23 protein-coding genes and 3 pseudogenes are annotated in these 24,844 nt (G+C 36.2%); 19 read left to right on the top strand and 7 right to left on the bottom strand.

From position 1 onward, the window contains the following. Positions 1-80: 80 nt before the first annotated feature. The 5 genes from IHE43_RS17545 to IHE43_RS17525 form a co-directional block, all read right to left on the bottom strand. Positions 81-1,106 carry a saccharopine dehydrogenase NADP-binding domain-containing protein gene (locus tag IHE43_RS17545; RefSeq protein WP_192185105.1) on the bottom strand — a complete coding sequence of 342 codons (1,026 nt, stop codon included), beginning with the start codon at positions 1,104-1,106 and terminating at the stop codon, positions 81-83. A gap of 92 nt (positions 1,107-1,198) precedes the next feature. Next, the gene (locus IHE43_RS17540; protein ID WP_192185104.1) at positions 1,199-2,431 is read right to left on the bottom strand and encodes an RNA polymerase sigma factor; all 1,233 of its coding nucleotides are present in this window, start codon (positions 2,429-2,431) and stop codon (positions 1,199-1,201) included. Positions 2,432-2,468: 37 nt separating this feature from the next. After that, positions 2,469-2,819: a YciI family protein gene (locus IHE43_RS17535; RefSeq protein ID WP_192185103.1), complete on the bottom strand. Its 351-nt coding sequence runs from the start codon at positions 2,817-2,819 to the stop codon at positions 2,469-2,471. A 46-nt stretch (positions 2,820-2,865) separates the two neighbouring features. After that, positions 2,866-3,318 carry a carboxymuconolactone decarboxylase family protein gene (locus IHE43_RS17530; RefSeq protein WP_192185102.1) on the bottom strand — a complete coding sequence of 151 codons (453 nt, stop codon included), beginning with the start codon at positions 3,316-3,318 and terminating at the stop codon, positions 2,866-2,868. A gap of 92 nt (positions 3,319-3,410) precedes the next feature. Beyond that, on the bottom strand, positions 3,411-4,676 hold the full coding sequence (locus IHE43_RS17525) for a Na+/H+ antiporter (RefSeq protein ID WP_192185101.1): 1,266 nt from the start codon (positions 4,674-4,676) through the stop codon (positions 3,411-3,413). Positions 4,677-5,051: 375 nt separating this feature from the next. Between IHE43_RS17525 and dnaK the strand changes: the two are divergent. Together dnaK and IHE43_RS17515 are read left to right on the top strand one after the other, a co-directional pair. Continuing rightward, positions 5,052-6,934: pseudogene (gene dnaK / locus IHE43_RS17520) on the top strand (molecular chaperone DnaK). A 484-nt stretch (positions 6,935-7,418) separates the two neighbouring features. Beyond that, positions 7,419-8,678, top strand: a pseudogene (locus IHE43_RS17515) (tyrosine-type recombinase/integrase). A gap of 458 nt (positions 8,679-9,136) precedes the next feature. On the opposite strand, the pseudogene IHE43_RS23710 reads toward IHE43_RS17515, so the two are convergent. Then, positions 9,137-9,235, bottom strand: a pseudogene (locus IHE43_RS23710) (AraC family transcriptional regulator); the annotation flags it as partial. A gap of 243 nt (positions 9,236-9,478) precedes the next feature. Then, positions 9,479-10,330: an oxidoreductase gene (locus tag IHE43_RS17510; protein WP_192185100.1), complete on the bottom strand. Its 852-nt coding sequence runs from the start codon at positions 10,328-10,330 to the stop codon at positions 9,479-9,481. Positions 10,331-10,608: 278 nt separating this feature from the next. Between IHE43_RS17510 and IHE43_RS17505 the strand changes: the two genes are divergently transcribed. From IHE43_RS17505 to IHE43_RS17425, 17 genes are all read left to right on the top strand, one after another. Further along, positions 10,609-10,944, top strand: a complete 336-nt coding sequence (locus tag IHE43_RS17505; RefSeq protein WP_192185099.1) for a nuclear transport factor 2 family protein — start codon at positions 10,609-10,611, stop codon at positions 10,942-10,944. 8 nt (positions 10,945-10,952) lie between these two features. Then, positions 10,953-11,876, top strand: a complete 924-nt coding sequence (locus tag IHE43_RS17500; RefSeq protein ID WP_192185098.1) for an AraC family transcriptional regulator — start codon at positions 10,953-10,955, stop codon at positions 11,874-11,876. A gap of 91 nt (positions 11,877-11,967) precedes the next feature. Beyond that, entirely contained in the window at positions 11,968-12,546 is a 579-nt protein-coding gene (locus IHE43_RS17495) for a hypothetical protein (protein WP_192185097.1), read from the top strand. Between the two features lie 10 nt (positions 12,547-12,556). Continuing rightward, positions 12,557-13,483, top strand: a complete 927-nt coding sequence (locus IHE43_RS17490; RefSeq protein WP_192185096.1) for an AraC family transcriptional regulator — start codon at positions 12,557-12,559, stop codon at positions 13,481-13,483. 250 nt (positions 13,484-13,733) lie between these two features. After that, entirely contained in the window at positions 13,734-14,126 is a 393-nt protein-coding gene (locus IHE43_RS17485) for a heme-binding protein (protein ID WP_192185095.1), read from the top strand. Positions 14,127-14,176: 50 nt separating this feature from the next. Then, complete coding sequence (locus IHE43_RS17480; RefSeq protein ID WP_192185094.1) at positions 14,177-14,989, top strand: SDR family oxidoreductase; 813 nt, start codon at positions 14,177-14,179, stop codon at positions 14,987-14,989. 157 nt (positions 14,990-15,146) lie between these two features. Then, positions 15,147-15,965, top strand: coding sequence for an SDR family oxidoreductase (locus IHE43_RS17475; RefSeq protein WP_192185093.1), 819 nt, complete (start codon positions 15,147-15,149; stop codon positions 15,963-15,965). Positions 15,966-16,031: 66 nt separating this feature from the next. After that, a complete protein-coding gene (locus tag IHE43_RS17470; RefSeq protein ID WP_192185092.1) occupies positions 16,032-16,580 on the top strand; it encodes a DNA-3-methyladenine glycosylase I in 549 nt (182 codons plus the stop codon). Between the two features lie 8 nt (positions 16,581-16,588). Then, complete coding sequence (locus IHE43_RS17465) at positions 16,589-17,497, top strand: AraC family transcriptional regulator (protein WP_192185091.1); 909 nt, start codon at positions 16,589-16,591, stop codon at positions 17,495-17,497. A gap of 254 nt (positions 17,498-17,751) precedes the next feature. Then, complete coding sequence (locus IHE43_RS17460) at positions 17,752-18,564, top strand: SDR family oxidoreductase (protein WP_192185090.1); 813 nt, start codon at positions 17,752-17,754, stop codon at positions 18,562-18,564. Positions 18,565-18,663: 99 nt separating this feature from the next. Continuing rightward, positions 18,664-19,344, top strand: coding sequence for an SDR family NAD(P)-dependent oxidoreductase (locus tag IHE43_RS17455; RefSeq protein WP_225585186.1), 681 nt, complete (start codon positions 18,664-18,666; stop codon positions 19,342-19,344). Positions 19,345-19,428: 84 nt separating this feature from the next. After that, entirely contained in the window at positions 19,429-20,358 is a 930-nt protein-coding gene (locus IHE43_RS17450; RefSeq protein ID WP_192185088.1) for a helix-turn-helix domain-containing protein, read from the top strand. 198 nt (positions 20,359-20,556) lie between these two features. Then, on the top strand, positions 20,557-21,204 hold the full coding sequence (locus tag IHE43_RS17445; RefSeq protein ID WP_192185087.1) for a putative quinol monooxygenase: 648 nt from the start codon (positions 20,557-20,559) through the stop codon (positions 21,202-21,204). Between the two features lie 29 nt (positions 21,205-21,233). After that, positions 21,234-22,073: an oxidoreductase gene (locus IHE43_RS17440; protein WP_192185086.1), complete on the top strand. Its 840-nt coding sequence runs from the start codon at positions 21,234-21,236 to the stop codon at positions 22,071-22,073. A 21-nt stretch (positions 22,074-22,094) separates the two neighbouring features. Beyond that, on the top strand, positions 22,095-22,616 hold the full coding sequence (locus IHE43_RS17435; protein WP_225585184.1) for a nuclear transport factor 2 family protein: 522 nt from the start codon (positions 22,095-22,097) through the stop codon (positions 22,614-22,616). A gap of 36 nt (positions 22,617-22,652) precedes the next feature. After that, positions 22,653-23,654, top strand: a complete 1,002-nt coding sequence (locus tag IHE43_RS17430; protein ID WP_192185085.1) for a bestrophin family protein — start codon at positions 22,653-22,655, stop codon at positions 23,652-23,654. A gap of 94 nt (positions 23,655-23,748) precedes the next feature. Next, complete coding sequence (locus tag IHE43_RS17425; protein WP_192185084.1) at positions 23,749-24,675, top strand: type 1 glutamine amidotransferase domain-containing protein; 927 nt, start codon at positions 23,749-23,751, stop codon at positions 24,673-24,675. The last annotated feature ends 169 nt before the right edge of the window (positions 24,676-24,844 follow it).

Here is a 24,844-nt window from a genome sequence, read left to right as displayed (position 1 = left end):
AAACAATCACTTTTTTTGGAAATCGAAATTACAAATAAAACCCTATCGGTTTATTATAAAAGGAATAATTGGTTGAAATATTAAGTTAATTCAGTTTCCTGAACTGTTGAAACAGTTATGTCATCTTCATTTAAAGATTGCAAAAAGTCAACCGCATCAAACACTTCTCCTATTGTAGTTACTCCTGTTTTTTTTGTTTTACCTGATACAATTCGATTAACAGTTTCAACAACTAAAGGAGCGGTAACAGCATAGATATCCTGTCCCTGAGCTATTATTGTCCTTTTGTTATTATTTTTGGTCGCTACGACTTCTATACAAAAATTTTGAGAAGATCTGTTTTTTTCGTCCACAGGTTTTGGTTCAGGTGTTTCTTTATTTCGGAGATCATCTAAAGAATTTTGACTTAGATAGGTATTGATTGTATTTACATTTAAATGGCGGGAAATAGTAATGATTTCGGATAGAGGCAGAGCCACAACTTCTTTAATCCCAATAGGGTTCTTAAAATCCCAGTTTATTGGAAGACCAGGTTGTAGATCTTGCAAACTATTATCTTTTAAAGTCAATCTTGTGTAGTGATTTCTATCCCCTGTCAATCTTGTTCCTTTTGTTGGGTGCCAGGAATCCAGACCGATGTAAATATTTATCTCATCAATTTGATTCCAATTCTGCGTTATGGCAGTACTTAACAAGTCACCTAATCCACCATAGAAAGCAGCAGCTGGTATGATTAAGGTTTTGGCCAGTTTTGCCTGTTCAGAAAACTGTTCAAAAACATCTAATACCGCTTTTTGCTCAGCACTTAAATCAATATAATGAGCCTTTAATCTTAATGCAGATTGAATGATTGGTTCAGCTGTATCCAGATAAGGTCCTGCACAATTTATAATAATTTTTGCTCCTGAAAATGCTTCATCTAATGTTTTTGGATTATTAATATCAGCTAGTTTTATTTTAAACTGGGGATATTCTTTATTCAACAGAATTAATTTTTCCTGATCTCTTCCGGAGAGAAGTAGATTATATCCTTGTTTGCTTAGGGCAGCAACAATAAATTTCCCGGTATGTCCGTAAGCACCATAAACTGCAATAGTATCTTCCATAAAAAAAATGAGTTTGTTAGAAATATCTAAAATTAAGATGTATTTGTCAAAGTTTAATTTTGAGGATCATTTTTTTTTTTACTATTAGGATTCTATATTTTAATCAAACTAATATTTTTAATTATAGTTGCCTTATCTGCTGGAGAACTGGTAATTCTTAGTGCTTTTTCGAAATTTTCTATGGCTTTCTTATTGTCAATATCAGTATAAAGATTCCCTAATAACGAATAATAAAAAGGATTTTCAATAAGATTTAGTTTTTCAGCTTCGATAATAGCTTCGTATTTGCCATTTGTTTTAGCCAAGGCAAAAGTTCTGTTTAAGGCAGCGATAGGAGAATATTCTAAAATGAGCAAATGGTTATAAAGTTGCAGGATATTTTGCCATTTTTCGGCAGTATCTTCCTTTTGCGTATGCCAATAAGCAATGCTGGCTTCCAGATGATATTTTGAAAGTTTGTTTCCTGTTGAAGCCTGAACGAGGTAATATTGGCCTTTTTCAATTAATTCCTGATTCCATAATGATTCATCCTGGTCCTGATACAAGATCGTTTCGCCATTTTCGTTTGTTCTGGCGTCAAATCTTGAGCTATGAAAACACATTAAAGAAAGTAAGGCGTTTACTGCCGGAAGATTAGTTGTTGGATTTTCAATTAATAAAAAAGTCAATCGCATGGCTTCGGCACATAGATTTTTTCTGAGAATGGTATTTTGCGAAGTCGAATAATAACCTTCAGAAAACAATAAATACAAGGTTGTTAAAACGGTTTCCAGACGATTGTTGATTTCATAAATTGTGGGTTGTTCAATTTTAATATTGGCTTCTTTAAGTTTTTCTTTGGCCCGATTAATTCTTTTGTAAATGACTTCTTTGTTGGTTAAAAAAGCATCTGATATTTCCTGAATTCCAAATCCGCACAATAAATTTAAAGCGAGTGCAATTTGGGCCTCACCTGAATTTATAGGATTACAAACCGTAAATATCATGGCCAATTGGCTGTCATTAATATTTTTGTTTGATAAATCAATTTCAATTTCTTCTGATTTATTTGCTGTATGTTTTATCTCAACAGAAAGTTTTTGTTCGAAAAGAGCATTTCTTTTCAGATAATTTTTGGTTTTGTTTTTAGCTACTGTATAGAGCCAGGCTGTCGGGTTTTCAGGAATTCCTTTTATACTCCATGTTTCGGTTGCAGCCAAAAAGGTATCACTTGTAATATCTTCGGCAATTTCAATATTATCGATTCCAAACAAATAACAGAGTACCGAAACTATTTTTCGATACTCTGTTCTGAATAAATTGGGTAAAAGCTGACTTTCTTCCATAATTTTAATAAAGTGCAATCAGGAATAAAATTAAAAATTAATAGGTTCCTGTAACAGCCATACGTATTTCAACATTGCCGCCTAAATCTAATATCGGACACCCATTTGCGATAGCAACAGCTTCGTCGTAATCGGCTGCTTTTATCATAATTAATCCGCCAATTGACTCTTTGATTTCAACGTAAGGGCCATTGATGACGTTTTTATTTGTAGTTACGATTTTTCCTTCGCCATCCCAGCGTTGCAAAGGTTTTGCCAGTTTGTCCTGAGCTGCAATTCCACCCAGCCAGTCCTGCCACAATTTTAATGATTCTTGTAATTCCTGTGGTGAAGGTTGGGTTTCTTTAGTGCTAAAATCTCTGCGAAATATTAATACAAATTCGTTCATAATGTTATTTTTTGATGTTGTAAATCAGTTTTCTTTTTACGTTTAATTAACCAAATTGTCCCACTTTGTAAGTTCCGGGTTCGTTAGGAAAAGCAAGATTAATACGGTTCCAGGTATTAATGTTTGTGATAGCTAAAGTTAAATCAATTAATTCTTCTTCTGAAAATTCTTTTGCAGCTTCATTATATACTGAATCTGTTACATCACATTTAGTTAGAGCTTCTGCCCATGCAAATGCAGCTCTTTCGCGATTTGTGTAATAAGAAGTCTCTCTCCATGCGCTTAATCCGTATAATCTTTGTTCTGTTTCGCCTTTGTCACGTGCATCTTTATAATGCATGTCAAGGCAATAAGCACATTGATTGATTTGAGAAACTCTAAAAAGAATTAATTCTATAAGTGATTGCTCTAGTGGAGATTTTTTCAAATATCCGCCAATTGGATAAAGTGTTTTTAATGCGTTTTGTCCTTTTTCGTGAATGTTAATTCGATTTTCCATTTTGTTTAAATTTTATATTTATAAATGTTGTTATAATGGAATAACAATCGAACTTTCAGAATTGGACAAATTATTTTATTTTTTTTTGAAAATTATTTTTCGTCCTCTTTTAAATTTAATTTTTTGACTATCCAGGGAAGTGAAAGTCCTTGTCCTACAATGGTTAAAAGAACAACTGCAACAGAAATGAATAGTATCGCATTTCTTTCAGGAAATGGGGTTCCGTCCGGGAGATGTTTTGGTAAACCCAAGGCAATGGCAAGCGAAACAATACCACGCATTCCGGACCAGCTGATAATAAAACTATTTTTAGAATCGAGTAAGGCATGTTCACTGACTTTTCGCTTCTTTTTATCATTCTTTTGAAAAGCTTTTTGGAGGTTAATTTTTTGAAAAAACACCCTCACCATTCTGGTCAATAACGCTACAATAGTAATAATAGCAGCATAACCAATATAAGGCAGAATCATATTGTCATCAATGTCCTTTAGAATGTATCTAAAATTGAGTCCGATTAGGATAAAAATTAATCCGTTTAGAATAAAAATAATTACATCCCAAAGGTTTTTGGAATTGTTTTTCAAACTTTCAGGAAAGATTTTATTACTGAAACGTGATATTGCTAAACCTAAACAGACCACTGCAATTACTCCGGAAACATGCAGGTGTTCTGCAATTAGGTAAGTAACGAAAGGCATTAAAAGCATGAAACTAACCGTAACATTTATGTTTTTACGAACTTTGGTTAGAATGAAAGCCAGAATTTTAGCCATTATAAAACCAACCAGGAATCCACCACCTAATAAGAGCACAAACTCCAATGTTGCTTTCCAGATTATAAAAGCAGAACCCATTGCGGTCGCCACGGCAAAGCGATAAGCAACTAATGCTGAAGCATCATTAATTAAACTTTCGCCTTCGAGTATTGTAATTGTTTTTTCAGGTATTCCGAGACCTTTTGTTACGTTTACGGCGGCCACGGCATCTGTTGCCGAAAGTATGGCTCCGAGTACAAAGGCCAAAGGCCAGGTCATACCAGGAATCATATAATGGGAAACTACGGCAATCCAAAATGTCGTTAAAAAAACAAGTGGTATTGCTAATGTACTTATTGTGCTAAGATTCGTTTTGAAATGTTTTGGAGAAATATTAAACGAAGCATCATATAATAAAGGAGGCAGAAATATCAGAAAAATAATCTCCGGATTTATTTCGATTTCAGCCATTGTTGGGATAAAACCAATTCCGATTCCGACAATAACTAAAAGAATAGGGTAAGGAATTTTTGATTTGTCAGCAAATGCAGAAAGACCAATGACAATGGCCAGAATAAAAATGATGATGGTGTAGTTTTCCATTAAATAGATTTAGTGAATTTTAGGAATAGCGAATTTATAAAAAAGATTCTGATTTTAATTTGAATGAATTTTCTTTTGAAAGCGGGTGCCCTAGCCCTGATGGGAACGGCATCCTTTTGTGTCCGCCGCGGCGGACACAAAAGATATAGTGGACAGCAGGAAATAGCTCCTTATAAAACAACAAAAGCTCTTTGTAATGACACCTAAAGTACTGATATGCCACAACTGTCAGGTTTTGAAAATGTCATGTTGTCAGATGATTTTTGATGTGCCGACATGAAAACTGACAATTTACTTTGGTTTTTTATATTGGCACAAAGATTGACTTATGCCACCTGAGTTATAAAATGTATATCAAAATTAAATATATAAAAAATGGGTAAAATAATCGGAATTGACTTAGGTACGACGAACTCTTGTGTTTCTGTAATGGAAGGTAACGAAGCAGTTGTTATTCCTAACGCAGAAGGAAAAAGAACAACGCCATCTATCATCGCTTTTGTTGAAGGTGGAGAAATTAAAGTAGGTGATCCTGCAAAAAGACAAGCGGTAACGAATCCTACAAAAACGATTGCTTCTATTAAACGTTTTATGGGACACACTTTTGCTGAGACTACAAGCGAAGCAAAAAGAGTTTCTTATTCAGTTGTAAAAGGTGACAACAATACACCACGTGTGGATATTGATGGTCGTTTATATACTGCTCAGGAATTGTCAGCAATGACTCTTCAAAAATGAAAAAAACTGCTGAAGACTATTTAGGTCAAACTGTAACTGAAGCGGTTATTACTGTTCCTGCTTACTTTAACGATGCACAACGTCAGGCTACGAAAGAAGCTGGTGAAATTGCTGGTCTTAAAGTTATGCGTATCATCAATGAGCCAACTGCAGCTGCACTTGCTTACGGATTAGATAAAAAAGGAACTGATCAAAAAATTGCTGTTTACGATTTAGGTGGAGGTACTTTTGATATCTCTGTTCTTGAATTAGGAGACGGAGTTTTTGAAGTATTGTCTACAAATGGTGATACTCACTTAGGTGGAGATGATTTTGACCACGAAATTATTGACTGGTTAGCTAATGAATTTTTAGCTGAAGAAGGTATTGACTTGCGTCTTGACCCAATGTCATTGCAACGTTTGAAAGAAGCTGCAGAGAAAGCAAAAATTGAATTGTCTTCTTCTTCAGAAACTGAAATCAACTTGCCATACGTTACAGCTACTGCTTCAGGACCAAAACACTTAGTAAAAAAATTATCAAGAGCTAAATTTGAGCAATTAACTGATTCATTAGTTAAACGTTCTATGGAGCCAGTTGCTAAAGCATTAAAAGATGCAGGTTTATCTACATCTGATATTGACGAAGTTATTCTTGTTGGAGGTTCTACTCGTATGCCAAGAATCGCTGACGAAGTTGAAAAATTCTTTGGTAAAAAAGCATCTAAAGGAGTTAATCCTGATGAGGTTGTTGCTATTGGAGCAGCTATTCAAGGTGGAGTTTTATCTGGAGATGTAAAAGATGTATTGTTACTTGACGTTACTCCTTTATCTTTAGGTATCGAAACTATGGGTGGTGTATTGACTAAATTAATTGAGTCTAACACAACTATTCCAACTAAAAAATCACAAGTTTTCTCTACTGCTGCTGATTCTCAACCATCTGTTGAAATTCACGTATTGCAAGGAGAAAGAGCTATGGCGGTTGATAACAAAACTATCGGACGTTTCCACTTAGATGGTATTCCACCAGCACCAAGAGGAGTTCCTCAAATTGAGGTTACTTTTGATATCGATGCTAATGGTATCATCAAAGTTTCTGCAACTGATAAAGGAACAGGAAAATCTCACGATATCCGTATCGAAGCTTCTTCTGGATTAACAGCTGAAGAAATCGAAAAAATGAAAAAAGATGCTGAAGCTAATGCTGACGCTGACAAAATAGCTAAAGAAAGAGCTGAGAAATTAAACGAAGCTGACAGCATGATTTTCCAAACAGAAAGTCAATTGAAAGAGTTAGGAAGCAAATTAGCTGACGACCACAAAGTTGCTGTAGAGTACGCTTTAACTGAATTGAGAATGGCTCACCAATCTCAAGACATTCCAGCTATTCAAACAGCTCTTGACAACATCAATGCAGCTTGGAAAACAGCTACAGAAGCTATGTATGCTCAAGGTGAACAAGGTCAACAAGCAGCTCCACAACAAGAGCAATCGCAAGGTGACAATGTTGAAGACGTTGAATTCGAAGAAGTCAAGTAGGTCTGATTAACATCGGCTAATAATAAGTGCTAAACCGCTGTAAACTTAATGTTTACAGCGGTTTTTCTTTTTTCTTTTTTATTGTTTCTGCTCTTTTTTAATCTTTTTTCATCATATATTTGTACCACATTTGCACCGGCACTTAAAAGGAAATAAAGTGGCACTTATGTATACTTATTGTACCTTAATGAATGGAAATGGACGATGGGAACCCGTCTTGTCGGGATTGACCGGAAAATCATGGCCGAGATGTTTGTCATTTTCCACAGCCTGCCGGAATCTGAAAATACATTGAAGAAAAAATTATACAGACTTGAAAAAGAAGACTGCTATTCCCTAAGCGAAATAGCTGAGAGATTTCAAATATATTAAGGTTCTGTCTACAGCCATATCAGGAAATATTCAATCTCGACCAGATAGAGCGGAAAGTATGTATATGCTCCAAAATGGAAATTGATAACTTGTATAACGGAAATGATTTTATATGAAACAATTACTGAAAACCAAGGCAACTGTGCGTCTTCGACAAGCAGAAAACAAAAAAGAATGGTATGTTTACATAGAAAGCTATCCTGTTGAGGTTTCCGGAAAGAAAACTCCCCAAAGAATCCGTGAATATATAAACAGATCCGTAACAACAGTGGAGTGGGACAAAAAAAGAACCGCCCGAACGGATGCAGAGGGAACAAAATCCTACAAACCAAAGCGCAGCGATAACGGAATAATAATGTGTAGAAGCGATAGCGACCGTGAAATAATGCTGTATGCTGACGGAATCCGTAAAGTTCGGCAGAAAGAATATGATAATAGAGATCTATACAGTGATGCTGAGAATATATTAGTTGAACAGAAAGAAAAAGGGCAGGAGGATTTTATTAAATACATTGTAGCTTTGGCGGCTAAAAGACACGCTCGAAGTTCAAAATCTGTACAGATCAATTGGAAGCGGACCAAAGAATTTTTAAAAAGCTATTCAGGAGACAGCCTGATATTTTCTCAGATTGACTACAGAATGGCACAGGATTTTAAACTGTTTTTATTAGCTGCTCCGCTAGAAGGAAATAGAAAAGGAACCATTTCCAGCAACACTGCGGGAGCCTATTTTTCCATATTTAAAGCGGCTTTGAAACAGGCTTTTATCGACGGATATTTAACAGTTGACTTATCTTCAAAAATAAAAGGCATCCCGAAACAGGAATCAAGACGTGAATATCTGACCATTGAAGAATTGAATGTACTGGCATCAACAGCGTGTGAAAAAGACGTCCTTAAAAGAGCGGCACTTTTCTCAGCGTTTACAGGACTGAGACATTCCGACATTCAGAAGCTCCGCTGGAAAGAGATAAGTTTGGAAGAGGGTATTGCCAGACTTCATTTCACACAGAAAAAGACAAAGGGTGTTGAATATATGCCTATTTCCCAGCAGGCTTTCCAGCTCTGCGGAGAACCGAGGCTTCCGCAGTAGCTTGTTTTTGAGTATTTTACGGACATATCGTGGATTTCACGCCCTCTAAAAAAATGGGTTGAATCCGCAGACATCAAAAAAGATATTACCTTCCATTGCTTCCGCCATACATTTGCAACATTGCAGCTGTCGAGCGGGACAGACATTTATACAGTCAGTAAAATGCTGGGTCATAGCAACGTAAAAACTACTGAAATCTATGCAAAAATAATAGATGAGAAGAAAAACAAAGCATCAGAAGCTATACAATTGGAATCTTTAAAGAAAAAAGCGCAATGAAAATAAAGTACTTCGAATATATTGCAGTTTACCGGTCTGTTTTTTAGTCTGCGTTTTTGTCGGCATAATCGGAAGACTGGTTCTACTGGAAAAAGATGCTGATCAAAAAGGGATTCGAACAAAACCGTCACATCCCGCTTTTATACTGCATTTCTAATATTTTTTTTCTGCTGTTCCACGAATATGCCACAAATTTCAAATTGTCAATTTTAAAGCTGATAACTTGGTTAAAATGAGATGTGTAATTCTTTATTGTTTCAAATGTAAAAATACAAATTATTATTAAAGCAGCTCCAAAAAGTAGTAGTGAATGATGAGTAATTAGATGAAATGGATCTAGTCTTAATATATAATTTTGCCAGAAAATGTAATCGGATAAATTTTAATTATTTACTCAATGCAAAAAGAGATTGCCTTAACTTTTTGTGGCAAAAAAGGTACCAGCTCCATTTTATTGGTTAGTTAAAACTTGCTCTAAATTCTAACGGACTTAGTTTAGTTTTAGTCTTGAATAATTTGCTGAAACTTTGCGAATGTTCAAAACCTAATTCGTAAGCAAATAGTTTTTCTTAGCATAAATTTAATTTAAAATTATAATCACAGTTTGTTCTATCTAAATTTGCATCTTTAATTATTTGCCTAAAGTTCGACTTAAAAGAAATTTTGTTTTTACGGTTTTCCATAATTTGCGATTTTAAGTTTAACATTCCAGAGCTCTTTTTGGAAGGTTGAATAAAAAAAGCAACTCATTTTTAAAAATGGGTTGCTTAGCAGTTGGTCTTTAATTCATTAGCTATTTATTATTCTTTAGTATCGTCATGATCTGTACTTACTATAGTATCATACCAATTTGTAATGTCGTCTTCAAATTTTTTGGTTTTCTCTCTAAACCTTTGAAGTGTATCGGTTCCAAGTGGAAGGTGAACAGGAGGATTTTCAGAAGCTGCTAATTTTATAAAAGCAGCTGCAAGTTTTTCAGGATCTCCTGGTTGCTTTTTATTAGCTGTAGTTGCAAATTTTCTCATTTCACCAACTGTTTCACTATAATCTTCAATCACATTTTCTGTTCTTGTTAATGAAGATTGATCCAAAAAGTCTGTTCTGAAGAATCCAGGTGCTACAACAGTTGCATGAATTCCAAGAGGAGCAAGTTCCATTGCAAGTCCTTCCGTAATTCCTTCTATTGCAAATTTAGAAGCACCATAAACACCCCACCCAAAGTACGCGCTCAAACCACCAATTGAGGAAATGTTAATCAAATGACCAGAACGTTTCTCGCGCATATAAGGAAGAATTGCTCTTGTCACATTAAGAACACCAAATACGTTAACATTAAAATTATCAAATACTTCTTTTGATGTAGCCTCTTCTACAGCTGAAAGTAACCCATAACCAGCATTATTTACTAATACGTCAATTTGTCCAAATTTAGAAATTCCGGACGCTGCTGCTTCGGTAGCTTGTATTTCATCGGTGGTGTCAAGCACAACAACATGAAGGTTTGGGTTGTTGCCTAATCTATCAGCTAAGGCTTCCGGATTTTTTCGTACTGTAGCTACAACATTATCACCTGATTTTAGAACAGCTTCTGTAATATTCAATCCAAAGCCTCTTCCTGCTCCGGTAATGAACCATGTTTTTTTAGTTTTCATTATTTTAAATTTTATAAATTATTACTGATACAAAATTGCTTCAAAAACTCAGGTTACTCTATATGAAAAGGAAAGCAATGATTATGAATATCAACTTTTAGAAAATAAGTTTATAGAGATCGTTTTGAAAGTAGCTTATTCACTAGAAATTAGTGTTAAAATAACGGAACGTAATTTTGGCTACAAACCAATACATTTTGGCTACATTCTAATAAAGTATTTTCTTGATTTTTGTAGATAATACAAACTTAATTCCGCAAACAATTAATTAAATCACAATGGATATTAATGCCTTTTTACAAAGTTGGCTAGTTACCAGCAATACTTTCGACACTGAAGCTTATGTAAAATATTATGATGAGAGCGCAGTTATAGATGATCCATCAGTTGGCGAGAAATTTAGGGGTCATTCTGGTATTCGTAAATATTTCGAAGATTATTTCGTTGGATATAATACTCAAACGAAAATTATTAAAATTGATATAGTTGATAAGGGATCAGCTCACTTAGAAGCCTTTTTTACAGGAAATTTTTCGGAAAGAGGCATAGGCGGTACATTAGATTTTACTTTTCACAAAGATAAAATCATACATCTAAAAGCAGATCTGCTATAGAAAAGTCTATGAAAGAGAATCCAGCTATCTTCAAAGATCTTACAGAGACATTTGCAGCAATGAACCTTCCTGTTTCTCACATGCTGCATGACGGTGATGGATTTTCCTTAAGCAATTTGAAAGATCTGTTTAAAGTGCTTCCATTTAAGTCAATTGTATTTCGTCCAAATTACTTCACGATGTTATTTGTCAAAGATGCACATGCAGATTACACAACCGACAACATCACTTTTGCAATGGAACCTGGAACTATTTTTTTTACAAATCCAGGCCATTACAGATCATTTGAGTGGTTTGATATGAACGATGTCTATCTGGTAGCCTTTACAGAAGCTTTCCTAAAGAAGAACATTCATGGCGATGTATTTCAGGAATTCCCTTTTTTGGTTTCAGAAACAGTAAACCCACGTACACTTGCGCCTGATGAGTTTGCTCATTTTGAGGATAGCTGTCTGCAGCTGTTTAAAGCTTTTGAGTCCAATTCGATATATAAGCAGAAGATTATCGGAAATTATTTGATGATTTTGTTATTTAAAATAAAAGAAGCTTTCTGGAAAGATTATAATCCTATATACGAAGGCAATAAAAGTTCGCAAATAGTTAAAAATTTCAAAGCCAGCCTAGAAAACCATTTTAGGGATCTTGTGGAAGGTAAAACTGAAATACAATTTCGTGTAACAGATTATGCAGAAATTCAAAGCCTTCATGAGAATTACCTCAATACGGTTATAAAAACCAAAACCGGAAAATCAGTACGCGTTTGGATTTCGGAAAAAATGATCACTGAAGCACAGAGCCTTTTGCTTCATACCAGCCTTTCTAATAAAGAAATAAGTATAAAGTTAGGCTTTATAGAAAGTGCACACTTCGGCAATTACTTCAAAAAACACACAGGATTAACACCTTTGGCATACCGTCAGGCATATTCTTAATCTAATATTCGATTTTTGCAATACATCATAGGTTTCTCGCAACAACCAAACTTGTTTTTATATGCAAATTTGTATTATAAAATCAAGACACATGTTCAAATTCCAACACAAAACAGCTATTATAACCTATTCATTAAATGAAACAGGTAAAGCTATCGCTGAAAGGTTTGCCTCACTCGGAGCAAAAATGGTCCTGCATTATTCAGAGAAGGAAAATTATGGGATCGATAAATTAGTAAGTGATATTAAAGCCATGGGTACTGGCGTTTATAAGGTGAGAGTAAATTTCAAAGAACAAACCAATTATGAAGTGCTTTTTCTGCCGCAAAAAAGAAAACCCGACATAATAGTATTGAATCCTGAACAAGATGAATCTCTCATGCAGTTAATTCAGTTTGCGGTTAAGCATATTGCTGATAAAGGACGGGTGATTTATATAGTGCCGAAAACTGATCTACAAAATTTTCCGGACTTCATCGAACAAATGAAAAAACAGGCATCATTTGTACAGCAGCGTGGTATAACCTTAAATGCGATTGTAACGAAAAACGATTTGTTTGAAATTCCGACTGGAAGTATACATATCGCAGACGCTGCTGAGTTTTTTGCCTCCGATCTTTCAGACCTTATATCAGGACAATATATCATTATTAACGGGCTAAAGCTATAAACCAATCAGTATGAAAACAGTTATCGAACCTTTACTAATATTTGACAGGATCCAGGAGTTGTATAAACATTTGGGCATCGCTGTCGACATTGACATTGCTCAGAAATTCACCATATACAATATGGGAAACCTATATAATCCTAAGACATACGAATCGGCTGTATACCGGGGCAATTTCTTTTCATTTGTCTTCGTTAAGGATGCCAGGGGAAAATTCATATCCGATAATGAGCAATATGACATAGCACCCCAAACCATATTTTTTAATACACCTGGGCATATTAAAAAATTCCGTATTAAAGATACCAGAGATCTTTATCTGCTTACTTTTACAGAGTGCTTTTTAAAGGAAAATGTGCATTCGCAGATATTTGAAGAATTTCCTTTTCTTTTGGCAGAGAGTATTTTGCCTCAGGTAGTGCCTGCGGAAAAATTTTCAGAATTTGAAGAATTGTACATGCAGATAGAAAAGGCTTTTTTTTCAGCATCTCCTTACCGCAATAAATTGATAGCTCATTTATTTGTTGCCTTGCTAATCAAGATTAAAGATAATTTACTAACAGACAATATTATACCTTCATATGAAAGCTGCCGTGCTTCAGAAATTGTAAACAAATTTAAGATTATTATTGAGCAGCATTACCGTGACCTTGGCAACGGCAGTAACGAAAAGGCACACAGGGTAACCGAGTATGCAGAAATCCTAAATTTGCATCCCAATTATCTAAATAATGTTATAAAAAGTAAAACAGGAAAATCTGTGGGAAATTGGATAGCCGAAAAAACAATCGCCGAAGCTAAAGCTTTGCTCAAAAATTCTAATATTCCCGTAAAAGAAATTTCATACCGTCTTGGCTTTTCAGAAATCCAGCATTTTAGCACTTATTTTAAAAAGCATACCCAATACACTCCTGTGCTTTACAGACAGATAGGTTAGTGATTTATTGCACCATGTTTAAAAAGTCCGCGTTTCTTTCGCGGACTTTTAATTTAAAACTTATCTGTATTAAATTAATTTAAGTTTAATGTATTGTTTTTTAGGTATTTATATAATTGCTCTGCATCTATCTTTGATATTCATAATAAAGGCTTTGTAATTCGTACAATCTACCTCTTGGTTTCGTCGCAACTTTGCTTCATACAAAACGAGTACTAAATCACACAGTAACAATTTAAAAATAAGTATCATGGAAACAAATCAAAAACAAGCTTTCAAATCCCTATATCAAGCGATTGACAAAGCAAACGAAATTGGTGTAAATGCCAACATTACAATTTTAGATCCTGCAGGACACTTGAAAGCATTTGTAAGAATGGATGATGCATTTCTTGGCTCGATAGATATCTCAATGGGAAAAGCAAAAACAGCCATGCTGTTCCGTATGAATTCTGAAGCGGTTGGTGAATTCTTAAATCCTGAAAACAAAACTTACGGTATGGTTAACACCAGTGGAGGTCTTGTAGGTTTTAAAGGCGGAGTACCAGTAAAATCAGGAAATGATATCGTAGCCTACATCGGAGTATCCGGAGGCAGTCCAGATCAGGATTTTGAAATCGCAACGGCAGGCAGCTTAGTATAACAACAATTAATAATAAATAATCATATTAAAATCATTAAAACTTAGAAATCATGAGTACAACAAAAACAATTTTGATTACCGGAGCAGGTTCCGGATTAGGAGAAGGAGCAGCATTTGGTTTAGCTAAATTAGGTCATAAAGTTATTGCAGGAGTACAAATCCTGCCGGAAGTTACTGCCTTACGCAAAAAAGTTGCTGAAGCTGGACTTGAAAACAATATAGAAGTGGTAAAACTGGACATTCTTGACAAATACGACGTTGCCAATGCCTTAAAACGTGACATCGATGTATTCTTTAGTAATGCAGGAATCGGGGAAAGCGGTCCGGTATTTGAAATTCCGCTTGATTTGGTTCGTGCTAATTATGAAACAAATGTTTTTGCTCCGCTGCAATTGTCACAAGGCTTTGCTTCTAAATGGATCACAGAAGGCAAAAAAGGTAAAATCGTTTTTACTTCTTCTATGGGTGGATTATTCACACCATCTGGTTATGGAATCTACGTTTCAACCAAACACGCTCTTGAAGCAGTTGCAGAAGCATTGGCTGATGAATTGAATCCTTACGGAATCAAAATCCAAACCATTAATCCTGGAGCTTACTTAACTGGTTACAACGAAACGATGGCTGAAAATGCTTTCCGCTGGCTGGATGACGACAAAAACTTTACCAAACGTGCTGATATGAAAGCCAATTTCGATTCGCTTTTAGGTACACCAGAAGGAAGACTGGATCCACAGGAAATGATTGATGCAATTATCGAAATTGTACCGTCAGATAACGGTAAATTCAGAAACGTGGTGCCACAGTTTGTAGAAGACATGTTAAAAGATCACCAATTAAAAGCTTGGGAAAATACCATCTAATAACATACCTGAACTATAAAAAAGCCGATTTAACCATCGGCTTTTTTTATGCGCTAAGACCAATCGTTTTTTTGACTACATCATTTACGGTTTTGGATACTAAAATCTGGGTTAATGAAAGGAAATTTGCACTTGTAAAATTTAAATTCAAAAGAAAATGAAGACTATATTTATTACGGGTGCATCAGCTGGTCTGGGTAAAGCCACCGCTAGATTATTTCAGGCCAGCGGCTGGAGGGTAATTGCAACGATGCGTAATCCTGAAAAGGAAACGGAGTTAAACGCGCTGGAAAATGTAAAATTAATTCGGCTCGATGTTACTCAGAAAGAACAGATTGATACAACTATTAGCGAGCTGACTGCCAATGAAAGTATTGATGTTGTATTTAATAATGCGGGCTATGGCTTGAGTGGCTCTTTGGAAGCCAGTCCCATCGAAGCAATCGAAGACCAGATCAACACAAATCTTACTGGAGTAATTAAGGTTGTAAAGGCTTTTACTCCTTATTTCAAAGAGAGAGGCAGGGGAATGTTTATTACTACAACATCGGTTTTTGGCATAATATCCTGTCCATTGGCTTCAGTTTATAATGCGACAAAATGGGCATTGGAAGGATTAAGCGAAAGCTTGTCTTACGAATTGGCGCCATTCAATATTACGATTAAAACAGTAGCACCAGGCGGCATAAAATCCAGTTTTGTAAATGGTGTAAAGGCATTTGCGCATCCGGAGTACGATCCGATACAGGAAAAATTGATAGATCTCTTTTTCAACAATAATACGCTGCTTGATTTTAGCGAACCGGAAGTAATAGCTGATGTTGTTTTTGAAGCCGCTACAGATGGTAAAAATCAGTTAAGATACATGGCAGGTGCGGATGCTGTTAAGATAGCCGGTCAGCTTACCGAAATGGGAAGCGAAAATTTTAGAAAACATGTTGGAAGATTGTTGAACATTGAATTTCCGGGCAATTAAATTACATCAAAACAATACAATGAATACTTATATTTGTAAAACGTTCACTAAGCAATTTTCTTTAAAATGTCATATTGCAGTTATTTAAATAGTATGTCGGGTCCGAGAAAAGAACTTCATAAATCGTATCACGATAACCAGTACGGCTTTCCGATACACAATGACGACGAATTATTTGCAAGGCTGATACTCGAAATAAACCAGGCTGGACTGAGCTGGGAAACCATCTTAAAAAAGCAGGATACTTTCCGAGCAGCGTATGATAATTTCAGCATTAAAAAAGTCGCAGAATATAAGGAAAACGATAGGGAAAGATTGTTGAACGATCCCGGTATTATCAGGAATCGGCTAAAAATCAATGCCGCGATTGAGAACGCAAAAACCATACTAAAAATGCAGCAGGAATTTGGCTCGTTCGAAAAATGGCTGGACAGCCATCATCCAAAGTCATTAGCAGAATGGATGAAACTTTTTAAAAAGACATTCAAATTTACCGGTGGTGAAATTGTCAATGAATTTCTCATGAGTATCGGGTATCTTCCAGGCGCACACAGTACCAATTGTGAAATTTACCATAAAACGCTGGAAGCAAAACCAGCCTGGAACAGAAAATAACGGAAATTATGAAAAAGCTAAAAACCTATACCTATACAAGTATCTCAAATGCAATGGATCAGTTAGGCCTTCCAAAGCCAAAACATCCTTTGATTGCACTTGTAGACTATAAAGATATTAACATATCCGAACAGCCTAATACTGCATTTATTCTTAAGTTCTATAAAATATCATTCAAAAAGCATTTTGCCGGAGCTATCAAATACGGTCAGGGACATTATGATTTTGAAGAAGGCGGACTGTCCTTTACTGCGCCCGATCAGATTGTTTATTCTTCAGATCAGGAAGCAGACTATAGTGGTTATACTTTAATTTTTCACCCTGAGTTTCTTAGAAATTATCCTTTGGCAAAAAATATTGCCAATTATGGATTCTTCTCCTATTCAGTTGCCGAAGCACTCTATCTTTCTGATAAGGAAAAGCAGATTATTTTTTCAATTTTTGAGAATATCATCCTGGAAGTCGATAATAACATCGACCATTTCAGTCAGGATGTAATTATTTCCCAAATCGAATTGCTGCTCAATTACAGTAACCGATTTTACAATAGGCAGTTCATTACTCGAAAACCGATACACAACGATATGCTGTCTGAAGTTGAAGCGTTTCTATCTTCTTATTTTGATACTGATAAATCACTCATTGGAGGATTGCCAACGGTACAAGATGTAGCCGATCATGTAAAGGTTTCACCTCGCTACCTGAGTGACATGCTTCGCTTGCTTACCGGGCAGACTACTCAGCAGCACATTCATTCCCGACTGATCGAAAAAGCAAAATCTATTCTGGCAAACAGCGACCTGAGTGTTGCAGAAATTGCCTATCAGCTGGGATTTGAGCATCCGCAGTCTTTTAATAAACTCTTCAAGCAAAAAACAAAAAACTCTCCCGTCGAGTTTAGAAAATCATTGAATTGATAGTAGCATAATCTACTCGTTTTAACAAAAGCCCACAAACTGTGGGCTTTTGTTGTTTTATGATTTTAATGAAAAAATAGCATTTTGCAAATATTTAAAATTCAATAAAATATTTTTTGTTGAAATCTATCTTTGATATTCATAATAGAGACTTTGTTATTCGTACAGCCTGCCTCTTGGTTTCGTTGCAACTTTGCTTCATAGAAAATCAACATCTATTAAATCATATTAACAATAAATAAAACTTAGAAATCATGAGTACAACAAAAACAATTTTGATCACCGGAGCAGGTTCCGGATTAGGAGAAGGAGCAGCATTTGGTCTTGCTAAATTAGGACACAAAGTTATTGCAGGAGTACAAATCCTGCCGGAAGTTACTGCCTTACGCAAAAAAGTTGCCGAAGCAGGACTTGAAAACAACATAGAAGTGGTAAAACTGAACATCCTTGATAAATATGACGTGGCCAACGCTTTAAAACGTGACATCGATGTATTCTTTAGTAATGCAGGAATCGGGGAAAGCGGTCCGGTATTTGAAATTCCGCTTGATTTGGTTCGTGCTAATTATGAAACAAATGTTTTTGCTCCGCTGCAATTGTCACAAGGCTTTGCTTCTAAATGGATCACAGAAGGCAAAAAAGGTAAAATCGTTTTTACTTCTTCTATGGGTGGATTATTCACGCCATCTGGTTACGGAATCTACGTTTCAACCAAACACGCTCTTGAAGCAGTTGCAGAAGCATTGGCTGATGAATTGAATCCTTACGGAATCAAAATCCAAACCATTAATCCTGGAGCTTACTTAACTGGTTACAACGAAACGATGGCTGAAAATGCTTTCCGCTGGCTGGATGACGACAAAAACTTTACCAAACGTGCTGATATGAAAGCCAATTTCGATTCGCTTTTAGGTACACCAGAAGGAAGACTGGATCCACAGGAAATGATCGATGCAATTATCGAAATTGTACCGTCAGATAACGGTAAATTCAGAAACGTGGTACCGCAATTCGTGGAAGACATGTTAAAAGACCACCAGTTAAAAGCTTGGGAAAATACCATTTAATGATCACTTTTCATAATAATGCTGGTTTCAGCAGGGCATCTCAATAATAGGATGCCCGAATAAAATAATATAGTTTAAGAAAATCTAATACTAAATATCATGTCAACAAAAAAATCAATATTAATAGTTAGTGCAGGCTCGGGTTTGAGCCTTTCAGTTGCCGAACAATTCGGTAATGAGGGATTTGCTGTAGGTCTGATCAGCCGTAATCCCGAAAAGTTAAAAAACTTAAAAGAATATTTAGATGCAAAAGGAATTGAAAGTTATACTGCTGCAGGTGATGCCGGAAGTGCTGAAGACCTTACCAATGCAATACAAACTTTAGGTGAGTATTTAGGAGGTTTCGACGTTGTACACTACAATGCCGCCGTTGTAAAAGCTCAGGATATCCTCGCAGAAAGTTCCGAATCTTTAACAAAGGAATTTACGGTAAACGTTGCAAATACTTTACATACCTTACAAATTACCTACCCTGATTTAAAACAGAAGCAGGGAGCATTACTTCTAACTGGAGGTGGTCTTGCTTTAACGCCAAGTGCAGATTATGGTTCACTATCGATTGGTAAAGCAGCATTACGAAGTCTGGCCTATCAGCTGCACAGTCGTCTAAAGATAGAGAATATTCATGTAGGCTTATTGACCGTGGATGGTTTGATTGATCCGGCAAGTAAGACCCATTCTCCCGAAGAACTGGCAAAACTATTTTATGCGCTATATCTTGACAGATCTATTGTAGAAATACACCACGCAGCCGAAAGCACACATTATAAAAGCCTTTAATCCCAAAAGGGCAGAATTTAAAGTACTAATTTTTTAAAGGTTAGTGCTTTTTTTATTAATTTTACAAGACTAATAATTATGAGAATGGTAAGAGAAACACTTGATAGTAAAGAGATTAATACCCTTCGTGATTTGCCGGATATGATTCCTGTTTTTCGTGAGTTTTTTGAAGATTGGACCATAAGGGTATTTAACCGTGAACAGCACGAGTGCCGTAATTACCTTTCTCCAAACCGCAGGGAATTTTACAAAATATTATTAATTACAAAAGGGCAGGGGGTGTTTACGATGGGGCTTAATACCTACTATGTCGAAGAACCTACTTTGCTATTTATTCATCCAAATGATATCATTTCTTGGAAAAATATTTCTCAAGAAGGAGAATCTGGAGGCTATTATGTACTTTTCAAAAAATCGTTTGTCAACCATCATTTACAGTTAAAAGCTATAATAGATAAATTCGCATTGTTTACAGACAAACCAAAAAGTGTAATTCGCTTAAGTCAGGAAGAACTTCCCCGAATTACTCAGTATTTTGAGCGGATGCAGGAAGAAGAGCTGGATAAAGCTAATGTTGATTTTAGAGAAGACTCCCTACAGGCATTTCTTCAGTTATTAATGGTAGAAAGCATGAAGGTAGCCCGATTTCCGAAACCAGATGAAGTTACCGAAGACTATTCACACATACACCATTTCTTCGATTTATTAGAAAAGGAAACTTCAGGTATCAACTACGATCAGCCAATCCGTATCAAAACCGCAAAGGAATTTGCTTATGACCTGCAGATGCATCCTAATTATCTCAATGCAGTTCTTAAAAAACATACAGGTCAGAATGCAAGCACACATATTAGAAACAGAATTCTTGATGAAGCCAAAGCCTTACTGGTACAGACAGACTGGAGCCTTCAGGATATAAGTTTTAGTGTTGGTTTCGCAGAACAGCCTAATTTCAGCCAGTTCTTCAAGAAAAATACTGGTTTTACACCTGCCGAATTCAGACGCAGTTTCTAAAAATCCATATCCCATTATATATGCAAAGCCCTCGATTTACGAGGGCTTTTTTATTACACCTTCAATTATTTAAAATCTTTGATATTCATAATATAGGCTTTGTTATTCGTACAGAACAAGCTTGGGTTTATACTGAACTTTGTATCATCAAATAGGATAAACGATATCCTTACCGATAACAATTTAGATATAAAGATTATGAATACAAAAAATCAAAATACAGATACAGTTACTTTATTCGTGAAGCTTTTTGTAAAAACGGAAAGTAATGAGAAAGCAAAACAGGCGCTATTGGCAGATGTGCATGGCGCCTGGAGCGAAGAAGGTAATTACAAAATGGAACTTTACGATGCCACAGCAAAACCAAATGTTTTCTACCTATTTGAGCGATGGAAAAACCAAACTGCGCTAGAAAACCACTTTGAACAGCCCTACACTCAAGGTGCTTTTGATCTTCAAAAAGCAGATTTAATGGCACCTATAGAAATGAACTACCTCACAGATCTTTGGCCTGTTAACGAAACCCTAAAAAAAGAAGAACACAGAGCCTTAACAACGCTCATAGTTCCTTTTGAAGTAAAACATGGAAATGGCCCGCAAATTATAGAGCTCTTTGAAAAATTTGTGCCTCTTGTTAGACAGGAGCAAGGGAACGTTGAATTCAGTTTTCACAGCGTAAAAGGAAATGATAATCTATTTGTGCTGTACGAACGTTGGGAAACTCAGCAAAATCTTGAAGCACACAATAAACTTGAGACAACTGCTGAATTAGTCGATAATGTAGGGAAATTAGTAAATGGAACCGTTTTGGGCTCGGTACTTTTCGTAACAGACATCAGCAAATAAGAATCAAAAACAATATAAAATTTTAAGTCATGAAAAATAAAAAAGTATGGTTGATTACAGGAGCTTCCCAAGGAATAGGTTTTGCTGCAGTGAGATACCTATTATCAAGAGATCAGACAGTTATAGTAACTACAAGAGATGCTGGCAAGTTTGATCAAAGCGTTCGCAGCAATCCAAAACTGGAAGTAATCAGTCTTGATTTAACAGATGAAAATGCTGTCAAAACAGCCATTACAGCTGTTCACAAAAAATATGGTACAATCGATATGCTCATCAATAATGCCGGTTACGGATTTGCGGGAGCTATTGAAGAAGCAAGTGAAAAAGAAATTGCCAATGTTCTTGCTATTAATGTTGAAGCTACCATAAGGGTAACCCGATATGTTTTGCCAATTATGCGCAAAGCAGGCAACGGTCATATTATTAACCTTTCTTCTGCATCAGGATTAGTAAGTTCGCCAGGATTCGGAATATACAATGCAGCTAAATATGCAGTTGAAGGATTCTCAGAAGCACTTTATCATGAGGTAAAAGACTTAGGAATCAAAGTTACTATTATTGAGCCTGGCGCCTTCCGTACCAATTTTTTAGATAGCTCGCTGGCCGTATCGCAAAATACCATTTCGGACTACGATGCCACTGCGGGCAAATTTAGGAACACACTTAAAAACAACAATGGTAATCAACCGGGAGATCCAGAAAGAGCAGCACGAATTATCGCTGAAATAAGCGAGATGAAAAATCCGCCATTACGCCTCCTGCTAGGACAGGATGCATACACTCGGGTAACAAAAAAAATAAGCGAAATGCAGGCCGAAATAGAACAATTTAAATACATGACCCTTGCATCGGGCTTCACACTTAATTAATCAACTAAAAATAAAAACATCATGAAATCGCAGATTCACAAACACAAAAAAAACAATTTCTCCAGTGTGAGTAAAACTTTAAAAATGACATTATGTGCTTTTATTGCCCTGCTGGGTTTTAACATCTCTGCACAAACGCAGGCTGAAAACAAAAAGATCATTAAAGCCGGCTTTGAGCGTTGGGCAAAAGGAGAAGGAAGTTTCTTTGACCTGCTTACCGATGATATGGTCTGGACAATTAATGGAAGTGCCCCACTTTCCAAAACCTATAACGACAAACAACAATTTTTGGAAGAAGTCATCAATCCGCTTAATGAGCGTCTTTCCAAAAAAATTGTCCCTTCACTGAGGGCACTATATGCAGAGAAAGATATTGTGATTGCACTGATAGATGGTACAGCAACTGCCAAAGATGGACAGCCTTACAATATGTCTTATGCTTGGTTTATGCAGATGGAAAAAGGTAAAATTATTCGTGTTGAAGCATTTCTGGATGGAATTCAATTTGCGGACATAATGAAAAGGATTCCTGCAGGAAACTAATTAGATCAACTATTCAACCACTAAAAAATTATAATCATGCACGCAGGAAGACGTTATTCGTTATCAGAATTTTTGATATGGTCACGACGCGGTATATACTATTTATTTATAGTATCGGCTGTACCGGTTTTACTCTATAAATTATGTGGATTACAATGGATGTACATTCCTTGGGCACCCGTAACATTGATAGGAACTGCAGCAGTATTTATTGCAGGCTTCAGGAATAATGCCACTTATGCACGTTCGTGGGAAGCCAGACAAATCTATGGGGCAATTGTTAACAGCAGCCGTTCCTGGGGTATTATGGCAAAGGATTTTATCGACAAAAAGAATCCCGATCTGCAGAACCTGAGGAGAATCCTCATCTACAGACATATTGCATGGCTGACGGCATTGCGGTTTCAGTTACGCCAGCCAAGAAAATGGGAAAATGTCCGTGTTCAGTCAAGATACAGGGAATATGCAAAAAAGTATCGGGTGTCAGAATGGGATGAAGATTTAGTTGATATTATAAAACCCCTTTTGTCTAAAAATGAGCTCGCTAAAATCATTGATGCTGCCAATCCTGCTGCACAGATAATAGGCCTGCAGTCGGAGCACCTTAGCCAGCTGAATTCCGAAAACGAAATCGAGACGTTGAAATACGTCGAAATGGTTGCTGTGTTAAAAGAATTTTATGATCAGCAGGGGCGTAACGAGCGTATCAAAAACTTTCCGTACCCAAGGCAATTTGCCAGTATAAGCCTTTTTTTTATTCACCTTTTTATTATAATGACGCCATTCGGAATCCTCAAGGAATTCGACAACCTCGGGGTTTATGGTATATGGCTTACGATACCATTCAGCATGATTATAGGCTGGATATTCCTGATCTTGGAAGGTGTAGGTGAAAGTACTGAGAATCCATTCGAAGGAGGGGCAAACGATATTCCGATAACCGCAATCAGCCGGACTATAGAAATTGATTTACGTGAAATGATCGGTGAAACCGATGTGCCTCTTCCATTACAACCGATAAATAATATTTTGATGTAACCGCCGGCATCAAATTAAAAAAATCGTTCGCGTATCAAATTCTTTTCGTAAAGACACTATATACAATTCTAATAACCATTAAAAAATTATAATCATGAAGATATTTAGATCAAAGCACTTGAAACTACCTCTATTAGTAATGGCAGCATCTCTCTTATGGGGCTGTAAAAATTCAGAAACTTCAACTAATTCTAATCAGACAGACACTATGGAAAATACAAAAAAAACAGAAAATGAAAAGTACGTATTGATTGTACTTTCAGCACAAAACATATTGAGAATGAATGACAATTCAACCATTCATACAGGCTACTTTTTAGATGAATTGGCAGTTCCAGCACAGGCATTGGTAGCTGCAGGTTACACTCTTGAACTCGCTACCCAGGATGGAGTGGTTCCAACAATGGACAAAAACTCAAACGATGCGGTTTATTTCAGCAACGATCAGACCGCCTATAAAAAAGCACTCGATTTTGTAAAGACTTATCCTGCTTTCAGCAAACCTAAAAAGCTGTCAGAAGTGGCCAATTCAGATCTTAATAAATACAGTGCTTTGTTTGTACCGGGTGGCCGCGCACCAATGACTGATCTTATGCAAAGTACTGATTTTGGAAAAATCCTTCGCTACGTTCATGAGCAGAACATTACCACGGCATTTTTATGTCACGGACCAGTTGCGCTGACTGCAGCACTTGCTGACCCCGTAAATTACCGTAAAGCGCTTGTCGAAAATGACAAATCTGCCATTTCAAAATTCGGTAAAGACTGGATTTATTCCGGCTATGAAATGGCAATATTTTCGAATTCGGAAGAGGATAATGCGCTTAAAGACAGTAAGGCAAAATTACCATTCTATGTGGCAGACGCCTTAAAATTTGCAGGAGGAAAAACAGTACACGGAGAAAACTGGAAATCTTTTATTATACAAGACAGAGAACTGATAACCGGCCAAAATCCTGCATCCGATCATGCTATAGCAGATGCATTGGTGAAAGCATTAGCAAAAAATGAAAAAGAATAATCAACTTTTCAAAACGCGGTTTTGGCGAAATTCAATAATAAGTCTGTCTTGATCTGGTAAGTCTTGTAGCATTGTCATAATCTTTCCTTATAAACCACTTATAATTCATCTTTGAAATTCATAATAAACCCTTTGCAATCGGTATAATCTACCTAAGGTTTTATTCGGA

This window comes from Flavobacterium sp. MDT1-60, assembly GCF_014844035.1.
Lineage (GTDB): Bacteria > Bacteroidota > Bacteroidia > Flavobacteriales > Flavobacteriaceae > Flavobacterium.
The sequence above is the reverse complement of the archived record's forward strand: the minus strand, read 5'-3'. Positions and strand labels throughout refer to the sequence as shown.